Genomic DNA, 17305 nt, shown 5'->3' with positions numbered 1-17305 from the left:
CCCCGCCGTTCACGTTGACCCGCGACATGTCGACGCCGACCTCGCGCTGCCAGGCCAGGGGGACGCTCGCGAAGGCCTCGTTCATCTCGAAGAGGTCGATCTCGTCGAGCGTCGTGACGCCGTCCCGATGCAGCGCATCCCGGATCGCGTTCGCGGGTTGGTGCAGCAGGGACGTGTCCGGTCCGGACACCGTCCCGTACGCCCCGATCTCCGCGATCCACGCGAGGCCGAGCGGATCGAGCGCGGCGGCCAGCCGACGCACCCCTTCGGGCCTGAGGTTGAAGTTGAGGTCCAGCATCAGCTCGGCGCCGGCGCCCGCCCCGGCGCGCAGGCGCTCCACCAGCCGGCACGCGTCGGCGACCAGTGCCCGGGAGGCGTTCAGCGCGGGATCGGCGTGCGCGCCGCGCCGTAGAACAGGGTGCCCATGGATCGAATCTAGGCCGACGGGCCGCAGGATGAACCGGGCATCCTCGATCGAGGAGCTCGCCGCCGCCGTGCGCGAGCACGCCCGAGGGCGGGGGATGACGGTCTCGGTCGCCGAGTCGCTCACGGGTGGCGCCCTCAGTGCGGCACTCGCGAGGGCGGGCGACGCGAGCGAGTGGTTCGCCGGCGGGGTGGTCGCCTACCGGAACGGGACCAAGTACCGCGCGCTCGGCGTGCCCGAAGGGCCGGTGGTCTCCCGGGCGGCGGCGCGGGCTTCCAGGGCGGCCAGGGCGTCGCCCTTGGTCACGCGGCCGTCCTTGCCGGTGCCCGCGACCTTCGACAGGTCCAGGCCGGTCTCGGCGGCGATGCGAGCCGGAGCCGGGCTGACCGGCGCGGCGGCCGGAGCCGCGGCGGCGACCGGCGCGGGCGCCGGGGCCGGAGCAGCGGCGGGAGCCGGAGCCGGCTTCGGCGCCTCGGCGGCCTTCGGGGCGGCCGGAGCGGCGGCCGCGGCGGCGCCTTCGGTCACCACGCCCAGGACCGTGCCCGGAACAACCGTCGCGCCTTCGGCGGCGCCGATGGCCGACAGCACGCCGTCGGCGGGCGAGGCCACTTCCAGCGAAACCTTGTCGGTTTCCAGCTCGACGAGGATCTCGTCCTTCTTCACGGCCTCACCGACCTTCTTGGTCCAGCGCGCCACCGTGGCTTCGGTGACGGATTCGCCGAGGGCGGGCGTATTGATGTCGGCCATGGGGCTTTCCGAGTCTCTCTTGCTTGGTCCGGCGGGTTTGTTGGTAACGGGAGCCTTCGCTTACGCGAAGGCCTCGTTGAGGAAGGTCTCGAGTTCTTTCAGGTGGCGGCTCATCAGGCCGGCGGCCGTCGAGGCCGAGGCCGGACGACCGACATAGCGGGCGCGCTTGGCCTTGATGTCCAGCTTGTCCAGCGTCAGCTCCAGCCACGGGTCGACGAAGGTCCAGCCGCCCATGTTCTTCGGCTCTTCCTGGCACCAGACCAGGTCAGCGTTCTTGAAGCGACCCAGCACGTTCATCAGCGACTTCATCGGCCACGGATAGAACTGCTCCAGACGCAGCAGATAGACGTCGTCGCGGCCGGTCTTGGCGCGGTGATCGACCAGGTCGAAGTAGACCTTGCCCGAGCAGACGATGACGCGCTTGATCTTGTCGTCGCTCTTCAGCGTGATCCCGCCGACGTCGCAGCCGGCCTCGGCGCCGTCCACCATCACGCGGTGGAAGCTGGAGCCTTCGGCGAAGTCCGCCAGGTTCGAGACGGCGCGCTTGTGGCGCAGCAGGCTCTTGGGCGACATCACGATCAGCGGCTTGCGGAACTCGCGCTTCATCTGGCGACGAAGGGCGTGGAAGTAGTTGGCCGGCGTGGTGCAGTTCAGCACCTGCATGTTGTCTTCGGCGCACGACTGCAGGAAGCGCTCGAGGCGGGCCGAGCTGTGCTCGGGGCCCTGGCCTTCGTAGCCGTGCGGCAGCAGCATCACGAGGCCGCTCATCCGCAGCCACTTGCGCTCGCCCGAGCTGATGAACTGGTCGATCACCACCTGGGCGCCGTTCACGAAGTCGCCGAACTGGCCTTCCCACAGGGTCAGGGTGTTCGGATCGGCCAGCGAGAAGCCGTATTCGAAGCCCAGCACCGCCTCTTCCGACAGGGCCGAGTCGATCACTTCATAGTGCGCCTGGCCCGGACGGATGTTGTTGAGGGGCGTGTAGTGCTCCTCGGTCTTCTGGTCGATGATGTCCGAGTGGCGCTGGGTGAAGGTGCCGCGCACCGAGTCCTGGCCCGACAGGCGGACCGGATAGCCCTCGTCGAGCAGGGTGGCGAAGGCCAGGTGCTCGGCCGCGCCCCAGTCGATGCCCTCGCCCTTCTCGAACGCGTCGCGACGGTTCTCGATGGCGCGGCGCACGGTCTTGTGGGCGTCGATGCGCTCGGGGATCGTGGTGATCAGGCGGCCCAGTTCGAGCAGGCGGGTCTTCGGGAAGGCGGTCTTGCCGCGGCGATCCTCGTCGCCCGGCAGGGTCAGGCCGGCCCACTTGCCGTCCAGCCAGTCGGCCTTGTTCGGCTTGTAGGCCTTGCCCGCATCGAATTCCTTGTCGAGGAAGGTCTCGAATTCCGAGACCCAGCCGTCGACCTCGGCTTGCGTGACCACGCCTTCGCCGACCAGACGGCTGGCGTAGAGTTCGCGGGTCGGCGGGTGACCCTTGATCTTGGCGTACATGATCGGCGACGTCATGGTCGGATCGTCGCCTTCGTTGTGACCGAAGCGACGATAGCAGAACATGTCGATGACCACGTCCTTGCCGAACTTCTGGCGGTACTCGGTCGCGACCTTCGAGGCGAAGACGACGGCTTCGGGGTCGTCGCCGTTCACGTGGAAGATCGGGGCCTCGACCATCAGGGCGACGTCGGAGGGGTACGGCGAGCTGCGCGAGTAGCGCGGGCTGGTCGTGAAGCCGATCTGGTTGTTGACGATGAAGTGGATGGTGCCGCCCGTGCGGTAGCCCTTCAGGCCCGACAGGGTGAAGCACTCGGCCACCACGCCCTGGCCGGCGAAGGCGGCGTCGCCGTGCAGCAGAAGCGGCAGGACGTGGCCGCGGCCGGCGTCCGGCTGCTCGCGCAGCGTGAAGGCCTGCTTGGCGCGGGCCTTGCCGATCACGACCGGGTTGACGATTTCCAGGTGCGACGGATTGGCGGTGAGCGACAGGTGGACCTTGTTGTCGTCGAACTCACGGTCCGACGAGGCGCCCATGTGGTACTTCACGTCGCCCGAGCCCTCGACGTCCGAGGGGACCGACGAGCCGCCTTGGAACTCGTGGAAGATGACGTGGTAGGGCTTGCCCATCACGGCGGCCAAGACGTTCAGGCGACCGCGGTGCGGCATGCCCAGGACGATGTCCTTCACGCCCAGCGCGCCGCCGCGCTTGATGATCTGCTCCATGGCCGGGACCATGGCTTCGCCGCCGTCCAGGCCGAAGCGCTTGGTGCCGGGGAAGCGCTTGTGCAGGAACTTCTCGAAGCCCTCGGCCTCGATCAGCTTCTTCAGGATGGCGACCTTGCCTTCCTTGGTGAAGGTGATTTCCTTGTCGCGGCCTTCGATGCGCTCCTGCAGCCAGGCCTTCTCGGCCGGGTCGGAGATGTGCATGTACTGCACGCCGACATTGCCGCAGTAGGTGCGGCGCAGGATGTCGAGGATTTCGCGGATCGTGGCGGTCTCGAGGCCCAGCACGAAGTCCAGGAAGATCGGACGGTCGTAGTCGGCGTCCGAGAAGCCGTAGGTGGCCGGATCCAGTTCCGGTGCCGGCTTCGGCGGCTCAAGGCCCAGCGGGTCGAGGTTGGCGGCGAGGTGGCCGCGCATCCGGTAGGCCCGGATCATCATGATGGCGCGCAGGCTGTCCAGCGTGGCGGCGCGGACGGCTTCGGCGGAGGCGCCGGGGGCCTTGCCCTCGACGGCCTTGGCGATCTTGGCTTCGACGGCGGGGGCGACGGTGGCCCATTGGCCATCCAGGGCCGACAGCCAGTCCGGACGGACGGTCGGGACCTTCTTGGGCGTCCAGGCCGGATCCTGGGCCGCGCGCTTCACCTGGTCGGCCTGTTCGGCCAGGCTGGAGAAGAAGGCGTTCCACGAGGGCTCGACCGAGGCGGGGTTCTCCGCCCACTGGGCGTAGAGGTCCTCAACGAACGCCGCGTTGGCGCCGTAGAGGAAGCTGGTCTCGGTCAAGACCTGGTTGATGATGCCTGCGTCGTCCGCCATGGATTTTGTCGCCTTCAGATCCGCTTGCTTACGGGAGCGCTACCGCAAGCCCGTAAATATAGTCTCTCAATCGCCCGGGCGCCCGTCGCTTGGCGGGGCCCAGGTGATTTTTTCGGATCGTCGACTGGCGGTCGCAAAAAACCTGGGCCCCGCCGAGGCGGGGTTTCGGTGTTCTAGTTAGCCCTTGAGCACTTCAAGCAGGGTCTCGCCCAGCTTGGCCGGCGAAGGCGAGACGCGGATGCCCGCGTCTTCCATCGCCGCGATCTTGTCCTCGGCGCCGCCCTTGCCGCCCGAGACGATCGCGCCCGCGTGGCCCATGTGGCGGCCAGGAGGGGCCGTACGGCCGGCGATGAAACCAACCATCGGCTTCTTGCGGCCGCGCTTGGCTTCGTCCTTCAGGAACTGAGCCGCTTCTTCCTCGGCCGAGCCGCCGATCTCGCCGATCATGACGATCGACTTGGTGGCTTCGTCGGCCAGGAACATTTCCAGGACGTCGATGAACTCGGTGCCCTTGACCGGATCGCCGCCGATGCCGACGGCCGTGGTCTGGCCCAGGCCCGCGTTCGTGGTCTGGAACACCGCTTCGTAGGTCAGGGTGCCCGAGCGCGACACGACGCCAACCGAGCCCTTCGAGAAGATCGAGCCCGGCATGATGCCGATCTTGCACTCGCCCGGCGTCAGGACGCCGGGGCAGTTCGGGCCGATCAGGCGCGAACGCGAGCCTTGCAGGGCCTTCTTGACCTTGACCATGTCCAGCACCGGGATGCCCTCGGTGATGCAGACGATCAGCGGGATCTCGGCTTCGATGGCTTCCAGGATCGAGTCGGCCGCGAAGGGCGGCGGGACGTAGATCACCGAGGCGTCGGCGCCGGTGGCGTCCTTGGCTTCGGCGACGGTGTCGAACACCGGCAGGCCGATGTGCGTTTGACCGCCCTTACCCGGGGTGACGCCGCCGACCATCTTGGTGCCGTAGGCGATGGCCTGCTCGGAGTGGAACGTGCCTTGAGCGCCGGTGATGCCCTGGCAGATGACCTTGGTGTGAGAACCGATCAGAACCGACATTTAGCGGGCGCCCTTCACAGCGGCGACGATCTTCTCGGCGCCGTCAGACAGATCGTTGGCGGCGATGACGTTCAGGCCGCTTTCCGAGATGATTTTCTTGCCGAGTTCGACGTTGGTGCCTTCCAGACGGACGACCAGCGGAACCTTCAAGCCGACTTCCTTCACGGCGGCGATGACGCCTTCCGCGATGATGTCGCAGCGCATGATGCCGCCGAAAATGTTGACCAGGATGCCCTTCACGGCCGGATCGGCGGTGATGATCTTGAAGGCCGCGGTGACCTTCTCCTTGCTGGCGCCGCCGCCGACATCGAGGAAGTTGGCCGGCTCGGCGCCGTACAGCTTGATGATGTCCATGGTGGCCATGGCCAGGCCCGCGCCGTTGACCATGCAGCCGATTTCGCCGTCGAGGGCGATGTAGGCCAGGTCGTACTTCGAGGCTTCGATTTCCTTGGGGTCTTCTTCGCTCTCGTCGCGAAGCGCCTTGATGTCCGGGTGGCGGAACAGGCTGTTGCCGTCGAACGACAGCTTGGCGTCGAGGACGCGCAGGTGATCATCCGCCGTCACGATCAGCGGGTTGATCTCCAGCATGGCCATGTCCTTGGCCATGAACGCGGTATAGAGCTGGGTCAGCAGCGAGGCGGCTTCCTTGGCCAGGCCGCCGGTCAGGCCCAGGGCCTTGGCCAGAGCACGCTGGTGGGTCGGCCACACGCCCGTCGCCGGGTCGATGGTGAAGGTGTGGATCTTCTCGGGCGTCGAGTGGGCGACGTCCTCGATGTCCATGCCGCCTTCGGTCGAGGCGACGACCGAGACCTTGCTCGAGGCGCGGTCCACGAGAAGCGACAGGTAGAATTCCTTGGCGATCGCCGCGCCTTCTTCGATGTAGAGGCGGTTGACCTGCTTGCCCTTGGGGCCCGTCTGGTGGGTCACCAGCACGCGGCCGAGCATTTCGGCGGCGTTGGTCTTGACCTCTTCGACCGACTTGACGACGCGCACGCCGCCCTTGGCGTCGGGGCCGAGGCCCTCGAACTTGCCCTTGCCGCGGCCGCCGGCGTGGATCTGGCTCTTCACGACGAAGACCGGCCCGCCCAGCTTTTCAGCGGCGGCGGCGGCTTCATCGGGCGTGAAGGCGGCGAAGCCGCGCGGCACGGGGGCGCCGAACTCGGCGAGTACGGCTTTGGCTTGATGTTCGTGGATGTTCATGAGGGCCCGGTCTCGACGACGGCTTTCTGAAATGTGGCGGGGTTATAGGAGCGCTATTTCACAGGCGCAACCGCGTGTGGACGATAAGGTGAAGGCTTGCGCGCTTATCGCCCCCAATGAGAGGTCATCGCGCATCCCCTGCCCCGGCCAGGCAAGAGAAAGCCTTGACGTTGCGGAATTGTTACCGGTCACACCCTTTTCGCGCGATGACAACGTTTTCCATCCGAACAACGCATGGGATCATGCGTCCGAGGCCACCGAGGCGGTCGCCCGCCGCTCCAGCTTGCCCCAGCCGACGCGGCCGCCGCGGATGGCCATGACCACCGACTTGACCACCACATAGTACATCAGCTGGCGATAGCCGAAGCGCTGGACCGGCAGGAACGGCAGGTCGGCCCAAGGCGCGCGCTTCTCCAGGGCCATGCCCAGGGCGCCAGCCGAAAGATCCACCGCGATGAAGATCGCCCAGTAGACGAGACCCAGCAGCATGTCGTCGGGCCGCCACTCCACCGGGTGGGCGATAGCGCCATAGAGGCCGCTGATCAGGCTCCAGACCACCGCCAGGTCGACCAGCGGGGCGGCGACGGCCAGGATGATCTGGAACAGCCAGATCTGCGGCAGGGCCACGAAGCCCAGCACCGGCGTCTTGCGGCTGAACATCGCCCGGCGGTGCTTCCACACGCATTGCAGCGTGCCGAACGACCAGCGGAAGCGCTGCTTGAGCAGACCGCCGACCGTATCCGGCGCCTCGGTATAGGCGCGGGCCTCGGGATCGAAGGCGACCTTCCAGCCAGCGCGCTGGCAGGCGATGGTCAGGTCCTGGTCCTCGGCCAGGGTGTCGGCCGGATAGCCGCCCAGGGCGTCGAGCACGCTCTTTCGCCAGGCCCCGACCGCGCCGGGCACCACGGTGACCGCGCCCAGGGCCGAGAGCGCCCGACGCTCCAGGTTCTGGGCGGTCACGTATTCCAGGGCCTGCCAGCGGGTGACGATGTTGACCCGGTTGCCGACGATGGCGTTGCCGGCCACCGCCCCGATGTCCGGATCCTGGAACCAACGGGCCAGGCGGCCGATCGTCTCGCGCGGGAACAGGGTGTCGGCGTCCAGCGCCACGACATATTCGCCCTTGGCCACGGCCAGGCCCCGGTTGACCGCCCGCGCCTTGCCGCCGTTCTCGAACGACAGCAGCGTCACGCGCGGATCATTGGCGAAGTGCTTGCGCACCTCGTCGGCCGTGCGGTCCTTGGAGCCGTCGTCGAGGACCAGGACCTCCAGGTTCTTCCAGTCGCTCTCCAGGATCCGCGCCACCGAGGCGGCGATCACCTTCTCCTCGTTGAAGCAAGGGATCAGCACGCTGACCAGCGGGCCGGTCTCGGGATCGAGGTCGGCGGGCTCCTCGTGCGTCCAGAAGCGATGGACCAGCGACAGGCTCGCCAGGAACACCAGACGCGCCACGCCCAGGAAGATAGCCAGGATGAACAGGGCGGCCATGCCGGCCTGGGTCCAGCGGAAGAAATCGAAGCCCAGGCGGTCGATCGCCAGGTCGAGCGCCGTGCGCGAGGTCGGCGGCATCACCTGCTCGGGCGTCATGCCGGCCAGCTCACCCACCGTGACGAGCTTGTAGCCGCGCGCCCGGATCGCGTCGATCAGACCGGGCAGCGCCTCGATCGTATGACTGCGGTCGCCGCCGGCGTCGTGCAGCAGCACCACCTGGCCCGGCCGATCGCCCGGATTGTCCAGGCGGTCGAGCGTGCGGTCGATAATCTGTTGCGGCGTGGGCTTTTGCCAGTCGTCCGGGTCGATCCGCAGGCCCACGGTCATGTAGCCCAGGGTCTGGGCGATCACCAGCGGGGCGACCTCGTGCGGGGTCGAGGGCTCGGCGTCGCCGAAGTACGGCGGCCGGAACAGGCGCATCGACCGGCCGGTCAACACCTCGAACAGGCGCTGAGTGGCGTTCAGCTCGACCTGCACCTGAGGCAGCGGCGTCTCGCCGATGTTGGGATGGGTCCAGCTGTGGCCGCCGACATCGTGGCCCTCGGCCACCTCGCGCTGAACGATATCGGGCCGCTTCTGCATGTTCTGGCCGATCACGAAGAACGTGGCCGGCGCTTGCTTCTCCTTGAGGATGTCGAGGATTTTCGGCGTCCAGCGCGGGTCCGGTCCGTCGTCGAAGGTCAGGGCGACCATGCCCTTTTGCTGGCCGTAGCGCTCGATGACGTAGGAGCTGGGGATGACGTCGTAGGTCTCGTTGGAGATCAGGCCCGTGGCTGGATCGAGCTGCAGGCTGCGCTTGCCCGGCGTCGGCAGCGCCGCGACCCGCAGCACCTCGCCCCCACCGTCGAAGTCCACGCCCTGGCCGTTGGCCAGGGTCGTGAGCCCGGCGATCGAGGCCTGACCATAGGGCTTGCCCAGCAGCGACCAGACGCCCGGATCCTCCATGCCCATCCGCCAGAGGGCATAGCCGCGCGGCTTCCAGGGGTCGGAGACCTTGACCTCGTTGAACAGCGTGACCGCGTCCATGAACCAGACGACGTGATCGTCGCCGTTGTCGTCGGTGTACGCGTAGGTCGGGTTCAGCACGTCCGGGTCCATCCGGATCGACGCCCCGGCGTCCTGGGCGTTGCGCATGGCCTCGTGGAACGTCGCCGGCGCGCCGGACGCCGGGCGGCCATGCTTGTCCAGCGTCCAGTCGTAGCCGTAGGCGGCCAAGGCCAGCACCGTGCGCGCCGGGTCAAGCTCGGCGAAGCGCTTGGCGAGCTCGGCCTGATACCAGTCCTGGCCGGCGTTGGGGCCTGGGTCTCCTCCGGCGTAGTGCTGGTCATAGGCCATCAGCACCACGGTGTCGGAGGCCTGCGCCAAATGCTTCAGCGGCCATCCTTGCGCGTCGTAGGGCGCGGCGACCCAGACCTCGCGGCCAGCGGGCTGCAAGGCGGCGCGGGCCTCGGCCAGGAACTTGGGATAGGCGGCCAGACCCTTGTCGGAGAGCGCCTCGAAGTCGAAGACATAGCCGCCGTAGCCGCGCTGGGCGGCCAGGTCCTTGAGATTGGCGATCAGCTTGGCCCGCGCCTTGGGGTCGCCCAGAAGCGCGTCGGCCAGCGGTCCGTTGAAGGCGGCGTTGGCCGAGTTGTGCACCAGGGGCAGGACGGCCGGGTGGTTGGGCGCGTTAGCGATGCGCGCGGCGCCTTCCGGATCGTCGGTGACGACGATGTCGCCCCCGGAGCCCTTGATCGCGACCCACTGCGGCGAGACGACGTCCAGCTTGTCGATGTTGCGGCGCAGGGACTCGCGGCTGTCCTGATCCCAATCGACATAGAAGCCGACCGAGAGCGGCCGCGCCGCGGCGCCGTTGGGCGCGGCCTTTGGGCGCGGAACGCGCTTCCAGGAGGTGACCGGCTTGGTCTTGCGCGGCGTCTCTTGGTGCAGGGCCGTCAGGGCGCGGGGGTCCTTGAGCGGCGCGTCCGGAAGACGCGGCGCGAAGGCCAGGGTCGCCACGAAGCCCGCCACCAGCGCGGCGATCAGCGAAATGACGATCCCGAGGATCAGCTTTGCCCGTCGTTCACGCTTGCCCGTAGGGTCGTGAAAGATGTGGCGGTCTTCGGGGGTCATTCAGGGCGCTCGCGATTTGCCGCGGGCTTGATACCTGAAATTGTCCGAAGCGTGGCGGTTGGGACCTTGCGACCTTCCGCCGCCCCCTTAGTCGACCCAGTCGCGCTCCAGGCGTCGCGAGGCCAGGAAGAACAGCAGCGCCGCCAGCAGGTAGAAGCCCATGCCGGTATAGATCGCCCAGCGTAGCGACTCCGCGCCGAACACCGGCTTCAGCAGGTCCGAGACCTTGCCGAAGTAGTAGAGGCCGACGGCGATGCCGAGCAGGTTGTTGATCAGCAGGAACAGGGCCGAGGCCGTGGTGCGCATCGGCGCGGGCGCCAGGTGCTGGACGGCGGCGGTGATGGGGCCCAGCCACGTCAGGTTCAGGCCCGTGGGGATCAGGAAGATCAGGAACGCCACGGCCAGCGCCGCCTGACCGCCGAGGTCGCCCACCAGCGCGCCGCTGTTCATCGCCAGCAGGAAGCACGGCACCGAGATCAGGAAGGCCACTGCCGGGGTCAGCGGATAGCCCGCCTTGGACTTGGCGCCGAGCTTGTCGGCCATCACGCCGCCCAGCCAGATGCCGACGACGCCGCCCAGGAAGGCGATGCCCGAATAGTACCAAGCGGTCTGCGCCAGGGTCAGGCCCAGGCTGCGCATGAAGAACGACGGCAGCCAGGCCGCGACGCCGTAGCCGCAGACCGACGACGAGGCCGCGCCCAGAGAGAGCAGCCAGAAGCTGGGCTTGGCCGCCAGCAGGCGCGCGACCTGGCCCAGCGGCGCGGCCGGCGCGGGAGCGGGGCCCGGCTCGCCGGGCGCGCGGTCGGCGCCGCCACGCGGCGGGTCGCGCACGATCAGGCGGAACATCGGCGCCAGCAGCACGCCCAGCAGGCCGACCACGATGAAGGCCGTCCGCCAGCCGTAGTGGACCGCCAGCAGGCCGCCGACCAGGGTCCCGGCCGCGGTGCCCAGCGGGATGCCGAAGGCGTAGGCCGCGAGCGCCCGCGCGCGCTGATGCTTGGGGAAGTAGTCCGAGATCAGCGAATAGGCTGGCGCGACGCCGCCCGCCTCGCCGATGCCCACGCCCATCCGGGCCAGGAACAGATGACCGAAGCTGCCGACGACGCCGCACAGGGCGGTGAAGCCGCTCCACAGGGTCAGGGCCGCCGTCATGATCCAGACGCGGCTGAAGCGGTCGGCCAGCCAGGCGATCGGTATTGCGAGGGTCGTGTACAGCAGGGCGAAGGCCAGGCCGCCCATCAGGCCGAACTGGGCGTCGGTCAGGCCGAACTCGTCCTTGATCGGCTTGGCCAGGATGCCGAGGATCTGCCGGTCCAGGAAATTGAAGGTGTAGGCCAGCACCAGCATGGCCAGGACGACATAGCGATATCCCGACGCCTTCTCCGGCGCCGCGTTTCCATTGTCGCTCATCGATCGTCCCCCGCTCACGCCACTGGTTACATAAAAAACGGGCGGGGCTTGTTGCAGCAAGCCCCGCCCCAGCTTTCGCCTAGAGGATTAGAACGCCACCTCGATCGAGCCGGCGATGGTGCGCGGCGGGCCGTAGAAGCCGATCACCGAGTTGTTGTAGGTGGCCCCGGCGAAGTTGTAGCCGCCGGTGCGATAGCGCTCGTCGGTCAGGTTCTTGCCGGTCAGGGCCAGCTTGTACTTGCCGCCCGGCGCGGTCCAGATCGCCGTCAGGTCGACCAGGGTGAAGGCCTTCTGGTCGAGGGCCGGCAGGGGCTGCTCGAACTGCTGGTACTTGTCGCGATAGCTGACCATCGGCGTGATCGCCAGATCACCGCCGGCCAGTTCGCCCCGCCAGGTCAGGCTGACATTGCCGGTCCACTGCGGGGTGTTCTGGAAGCCGTAGAGGTCGGCGACGTTGATCACCTGACCGGTCGCCAGGGTCTGCGACGGGTTCAGCGGGTTGGGCGCGCCGGCCGGCACGAAGCGGCTGAAAGTGTCATACTTGGCGTGGATGTAGCCCAGGGCGACATTGGCCGAGAGGCTGCGGCTCAGCTTGGCGTTCGCCTCGAACTCGGCGCCGTACAGCGTCGAGGCGCCGGCGTTGTCGACCGAGCTGGCGATGCCCGACGGCACCACGACCTGGGTCGTGACCTGCTGGTCGGTGTACTTCGACAGGAAGACCGCCGACGAGAACGACACGCGGCGCTCCAGGGCGAAGCCCTTCAGGCCGGCTTCGTAAGTCTTCACGATCTCGGGCTTGTAGCCATTGACCGTCTGCGGGGTGATGAAGGCGTCGCCGCGCATGTCCCAGCCGCCCGACTTGTAGCCCTTGGAGAACGAGGCGTAGGTCGTCAGGTCGTCGTTCAGCTCGTACGAGACCGAGATGCGCGGGGTGAACTGCTCGAAAGTCTTGTCGGCGCTGTAGTTGGTGCGCGTCTGCAGGATCGGCCGCTGCGCGCCGCCTTGGAACGGCGAGCGGGTGGCGCCGAGATAGAAGAGGCGGAACACGTTGGCGCGCTTGGCGTCGCGGGTGGCGCGGGCGCCCAGGGAGACCTTCAGGCGGTCCGTGAGGTTGGCGCTGAAGTCGAAGAAGGCCGCGAAGCTCTGGGTGCTGACCTTGCCGCCGTCGGCGATCGACACGCCGAGATTGCCGGCGATGGTGTCGAACTCGCCCGAGGCCTGGCTGTTCATGTAGTACAGGCCAAAGACCCCCTGGACATTGTCGTCCGCGTAGACGGCCTGCAGTTCCTGCGAGAACGAGCGGTCGTCATAGGTGGCCGGCACGTCCAGGGTCGGCAGCGGGGTGCCGTCGAAGTCGATCAGGGTGTCGGTGTGGCCGCGACGATTGGCGGTGATCGACTTCAGCGTGACCTTGTCGGTGACGTTCCACTGGCCGGTCAGCGACACGCCCTTGGTCAGGACGTGGTTCTTGTCGCCCAGGCCCGCCTGGGTGTCATAGACGTCCAGCACCTGATAGCCGCCCGTCAGCGAGGGCAGCTCCCGGCGACCGTGGCGGGGATTGGAGTTGTCCTCGACCCGGTCGTAGGCCAGGCGGAAGAACAGGTCTTCGGTCGGCTTGTACTCGGCGCTCAGGCGATAGGCGTGGACGTCCTTGTCGTAATGGTCAGCGCCGGTCGTCAGGTTCTTGCCGTAGCCATCACGCTTGTAGAGGGCGTAGGCGGCGCCGACCGACAGGCCGGTGTCGGCGATCGGGGTCTGGGCCGTGACCAGCACATCGGTCTGGTTGTAGCTGCCATAGGTCGCCTTGACCTTGGCGCCGGCTTCGTCGCCCAGGCGCTTGGTGACGTACTTGATCGCGCCGCCGATGGTGTTGCGGCCGTACAGCGTGCCCTGCGGACCGCGCAGCACTTCGATGCGCTCGATGTCGAAGATGTCCAGCACCGCGCCCTGCGGGCGGTAGATGTAGACGTCGTCGACGTACAGGCCGACGCCGGGCTCATAGCCCCACAGCGGGTCCTGCTGGCCCACGCCGCGGATATAGCTGATCAGGGTCGAGTTCGAACCGCGCGCCGTCTGCACCGTGATGTTCGGCGTCGTCTGCTGCAGCACGGTGATGTCGGTCCCGCCCGCGCGTTCCAGCTTGTCGGCCGAGAAGGCCGAGACCGCGACGGGCACGTCCTTGAGGTTCTCTTCGCGCCGGCGGGCGGTCACGACCACCTGTTCGACGCCGACGCTGTCGTCGGCGGCCGGAGCCTGTTGCGCCGAAGCCGCGCCCGCGACAGCGCTCCACGCCGCGCCCGCCAGCAATGCGGCCTTCCACATCGAAGTCATGGGTTTCCCTCCCTCGTTTCCGCCCGTCCCGGTCGGTCCGTCTTCGCGGACGCGCGCTCGGGAGTTTCGCCAATTCATCGAACAGCGAATTGACGACACCATCACCCGAACCGGCGCCATGCGCCAGCCCTTTTTCATCAGGTGATGAAAATAGACGAAGGGTGTTGTTCCGAAGACAGACTAGGCCGCGCCAGCCTTGGCGATCACCGCCTCGAAGCCGGCGGCGCAATAGGAGAACAGCCGAGCCCTCACCGCCTCCAGATCGCTGGAGTGGCATTCGCCCTCCGACAGCGAGTCGATCCGTCCGGTCTCGGACAGGGCCAGCATCATCGAGCCGGTCAGGAACTGATAGCACCAGTAAAGATCGCGGTACTCGGCCTGGGGCCGCACGCTCTTCAGCGTCTCGACCAGCCGGTGGACCACGGGATCGAAGAACCGGGTCATGGTCTCGCCGCCCCAGGCCGGCGTGTTGTTCACCTGGGCCACCAAGGCGAAATAGCTTTTCCAACCCGGACCGCCGTCCTGCGAAATGCGCAGAAGCGGGTCGATAAAGGCCTCGATCACGCCCTCGACCGTCATGGCGCCGCCATGGTCTCTCAGATAGGCGTCCATCGACGCCTCGCGGGCCTGGTTCAGGATTTCGGCCCGGCGCAGGAACACCGCGTCGAACAGCTCCCGCTTGGCGCCGAAGTAGTAGTGGATCAGGGCGGTGTCGACGCCGGCCTCGGCCGCCACCTGCCGGGTGGTGACGCCATAGAAGCCGTGGCGCGCGAACAGGCCCTCGGCCGCGTCTAGGATCGTCTCCTTCAGGTCCAGGCCCTTGGCCTTGGACGGACGGCCCCGCCCGCCGGGGCGGGCCCCTGACTTGGGTGCAGTCTTGGCTGCGGTCATGAGGAAGGGCCCGCCTTGGTTGCGCTGCGTCCCCGGATAGGCGCAACCCGGCGGGCCTGGCAAGGACCGGCGTTCTCTAAGCTTGCACGAACACCCCGTGAAAGGTCACCGGCAGGGCCACCGGCGCGCGCCAGGCGGCGATCGGCCCCCTGTCCACGCGGCGGGCGTCGAACACATGCAGCTCGGTCGCCTTGGCGTCGAGGTTCAGGGTCGTGCCCACGATCCAGCCGTCCAGTTCCTGGCTGGCGCCCGGGCGCGGGACGAAGACCATCTCCTCGACCAGGTGTCGCGGCCCGAAGCCGAAGATCTGCTCGCGATCGCGCTTCCAGTCGCGCACCGCGACGCCCTGGAACAGCGGACGGTCAGGTTGCTCGTTGGTGACGTGGACCGAGTACTGACGAACTTCGCCGGCGAAGCGGGGATCGCCGCGCGGGAACTCGGCGGTAATCGCTTCCCTGGCCAGCTCGGCCTGGCCGTCAGCGCGCAGGGTGATGAAGGCCCGCCGGGGCGGCGGGCCCGGCACATGCTGGCCCCGCAGGAACATGCCCGCGTTCTGGGCCGTGCCGACGGGGCTTTCGTCGACGCAGGCGTCGAAGCGAATGGTCCCGTCGCGCTCCTCCCAGGCGTCGCCCAGGTGGAAGAAGAAGAACGGCGGCAGCTCAAACACGCGGCGCTTGGACAGGTCGTCCTTGTCGATGACCAGGACCTGGGTTCCCAGCTCCGGCTTCCAGGCCATGGCCGTGGCGATGGGCATGCGGAAGCGCTCGACCACCCACGGCTGCAGCAGGATGACGAGGTGGCGCGAGGTGGCCGTGAAGTCGTGCATGTAGCTGGCGCGCGGCAGCGCGATCATCTCGGCCTTCTGCAGGGCGCCGTCGGGGGCGAGCTTCCAGACGATGGCGTGGCGACCCGACAGGCCGAGGTTCCAGATCGTCCCGTCCGGCTGGACGCGCGGGTGCGCCAGGAACGGCATGCCCTTGAGATCAGGACGCAGCGTCTTGAAGCCGCGCGTCTCCAGGCTTGCGGGGTCGAGCGCGGTGGGCGAACCGCCCTCCCACAGGGCCCACAGCTCGCCGCCGGCCATGATCACCGAGGTGTTGGCGGCGTTGGCGTCGTCGGGGCCCGTCAGGCGCGCGCCGGGCCCAGGGGCGGTGCCGTAGCCGGGGGTGATCACGGCGTTGGCGGCCGTGTCGTTGCGGCGCTTGACCGTGTCGACGAACCGGGCGGCCATCCGCGCCTCGCCATCGGCGATCTGGAACTTGCGGACCATGCCGTCGCCGTCGAACCAGTGGCCGACCGAGCCGCCCGGCCGCCGGAACTTGGCCGGGCCGTTGCGGAACAAGGTCCCCTTCAGCTCGGCCGGCGCGCGGCCGTGCAGGCGGATCATGGCGGTCGGCGCGACGTCGCTCTCGACATCGGCCAGACCCAGGGCCCAATCGCCGGCCGTGACGTTGGCCGCGCCGGCCCAAACCGCCTCGGGGGTCAGCAGGGCGGCCCCGCCCATCAGGGCCGCGCCGCGCAGGATGTCGCGTCGGTTCATGATCCCCTCCTTAGTGCAGGTGCAGCGCTTGGGCGTTGGCGCCGGCCTTCACCGCGAAGGCGGCGTCATCGAAGGTCGGCGGGCCCATGGCGCCCATGGCGTCGCGCGAGAAGCCGTACGGCTCGGTCGGCAGGCCAAAGGGGTTCTTGCCCATCTTGCCGTCGCCATCGACGTCCTGGAACGCGCGGACGGCGTAGGTCCCGGCCGGCAGGGCGGGGATCTTGGCGCTGGGCTCGGCGTCCGAGGCGCTGGCGACGGCGACCCGCACGGCCTTGCCGGCGGCCCAGCCCTGGGCGCTGTCATAGACCGCGATCATCACCTTGCCGGACTTGGTGGCCAGGCCGGGGAAGCTCAGGGTCAGGTCGCCGAGGGCCTCCTGGGCGCGGGCGGCCGGGACGAGCGCCAGGGCGGCGAAGGCGAGGCCGGCGAGCAGGGTCTTGGGCAGGGTCTTGGAGAGGGTCATGTCGGGACTCCTTGTATTTCGATGTGAGGAAAGGCGGGCTCAGCCCAGGAACAGCGCCCAGAGCAGGCGGCCGGGGATGAAGGCGAACAGGCCGGCCAGCAGCAGGCCGCCGACGAACATGCCGGTCATGGCCTTACGGTGGGTGGCGACCTTGCCGCGCTTGATCGCGTAGACCGCGCCGGGCAGGCCGACGATCGTCCAGCCGGACAAGAGGTGGATGAGGCTGAAGTGGCCGTGGTTCAGCTGGCGGATGAACAGCGAGCTGACGGCGGTGACGCCCATGGCGATCACCCAGGTCCAGCCCAGGGTCTTGTGCAGGCCGGTCCCCTTCACCCGCATCATCAGGGCGACGCCGATCAGCAGGGCGGTGATGGCGGCGGTCAGGTGGATCTTGATCGCCAGCGGCTGAGCCGCCAGCAGCGACAGGTTGGGCGCATGGGGATGGACGCCGCGCTCGACCAGGAAGGCGCCCATTCCGGTGAACATCCTGGGTCCGGCGACCACCACGATCAGGACCGCCAGCCCCACGCCCAGAATCGCGTTCCGCAGGGCGTCGTCGCTCATCACCAGGCGACCGATTGACTTGGCCTTCGCATCCATCTTCCTTCAC

10 protein-coding genes and 3 pseudogenes are annotated in these 17305 nt (G+C 68.2%); 1 reads left to right on the top strand and 12 read right to left on the bottom strand.

Going from position 1 to position 17305, the window contains the following annotated elements; genetic code table 11:
* Positions 1 to 550: pseudogene (locus tag Q0379_RS04610) on the bottom strand (hypothetical protein); the annotation flags it as partial.
* Here Q0379_RS04610 and Q0379_RS24145 point away from each other — a divergent pair.
* Positions 522 to 611 (top strand): annotated as a pseudogene (locus tag Q0379_RS24145) (CinA family protein); the annotation flags it as partial. The pseudogenes Q0379_RS04610 and Q0379_RS24145 overlap by 29 nt on opposite strands.
* A 71-nt stretch (positions 612 to 682) precedes the next feature.
* On the opposite strand, the pseudogene Q0379_RS04605 reads toward Q0379_RS24145, so the two are convergent.
* The 11 genes and pseudogenes from Q0379_RS04605 to Q0379_RS04555 all read right to left on the bottom strand — a co-directional run.
* Positions 683 to 1171: pseudogene (locus Q0379_RS04605) on the bottom strand (biotin/lipoyl-containing protein); the annotation flags it as partial.
* Between the two features lie 60 nt (positions 1172 to 1231).
* Positions 1232 to 4195 carry a 2-oxoglutarate dehydrogenase E1 component gene (locus Q0379_RS04600; RefSeq protein WP_299004878.1) on the bottom strand — a complete coding sequence of 988 codons (2964 nt, stop codon included), beginning with the start codon at positions 4193 to 4195 and terminating at the stop codon, positions 1232 to 1234.
* Between the two features lie 177 nt (positions 4196 to 4372).
* Positions 4373 to 5257 (bottom strand): succinate--CoA ligase subunit alpha, encoded by an 885-nt coding sequence (gene sucD, locus Q0379_RS04595; RefSeq protein ID WP_299004876.1) that lies wholly within the window; start codon positions 5255 to 5257, stop codon positions 4373 to 4375.
* Complete coding sequence (gene sucC, locus Q0379_RS04590; RefSeq protein WP_013080871.1) at positions 5258 to 6457, bottom strand: ADP-forming succinate--CoA ligase subunit beta; 1200 nt, start codon at positions 6455 to 6457, stop codon at positions 5258 to 5260.
* A 240-nt stretch (positions 6458 to 6697) separates the two neighbouring features.
* Entirely contained in the window at positions 6698 to 10060 is a 3363-nt protein-coding gene (locus Q0379_RS04585; RefSeq protein WP_299004869.1) for a glycosyltransferase, read from the bottom strand.
* Between the two features lie 87 nt (positions 10061 to 10147).
* Positions 10148 to 11470 (bottom strand): MFS transporter, encoded by a 1323-nt coding sequence (locus Q0379_RS04580; protein WP_299004866.1) that lies wholly within the window; start codon positions 11468 to 11470, stop codon positions 10148 to 10150.
* A gap of 87 nt (positions 11471 to 11557) precedes the next feature.
* A complete protein-coding gene (locus tag Q0379_RS04575; RefSeq protein WP_299004863.1) occupies positions 11558 to 13801 on the bottom strand; it encodes a TonB-dependent receptor in 2244 nt (747 codons plus the stop codon).
* Positions 13802 to 13981: 180 nt separating this feature from the next.
* A complete protein-coding gene (locus Q0379_RS04570) occupies positions 13982 to 14692 on the bottom strand; it encodes a TetR/AcrR family transcriptional regulator (RefSeq protein WP_299004860.1) in 711 nt (236 codons plus the stop codon).
* Positions 14693 to 14768: 76 nt separating this feature from the next.
* Positions 14769 to 16232 carry a carotenoid oxygenase family protein gene (locus tag Q0379_RS04565; protein ID WP_299004858.1) on the bottom strand — a complete coding sequence of 488 codons (1464 nt, stop codon included), beginning with the start codon at positions 16230 to 16232 and terminating at the stop codon, positions 14769 to 14771.
* Positions 16233 to 16242: 10 nt separating this feature from the next.
* The gene (locus tag Q0379_RS04560; protein ID WP_299004856.1) at positions 16243 to 16695 is read right to left on the bottom strand and encodes a DUF2141 domain-containing protein; all 453 of its coding nucleotides are present in this window, start codon (positions 16693 to 16695) and stop codon (positions 16243 to 16245) included.
* 39 nt (positions 16696 to 16734) lie between these two features.
* Positions 16735 to 17295: a DUF2306 domain-containing protein gene (locus Q0379_RS04555; protein ID WP_299004854.1), complete on the bottom strand. Its 561-nt coding sequence runs from the start codon at positions 17293 to 17295 to the stop codon at positions 16735 to 16737.
* Positions 17296 to 17305 lie beyond the last annotated feature (10 nt).

This window comes from uncultured Caulobacter sp., from assembly GCF_937900395.1.
Lineage (GTDB): Bacteria > Pseudomonadota > Alphaproteobacteria > Caulobacterales > Caulobacteraceae > Caulobacter.
This window is presented reverse-complemented; position numbering and strand designations above follow the sequence as displayed.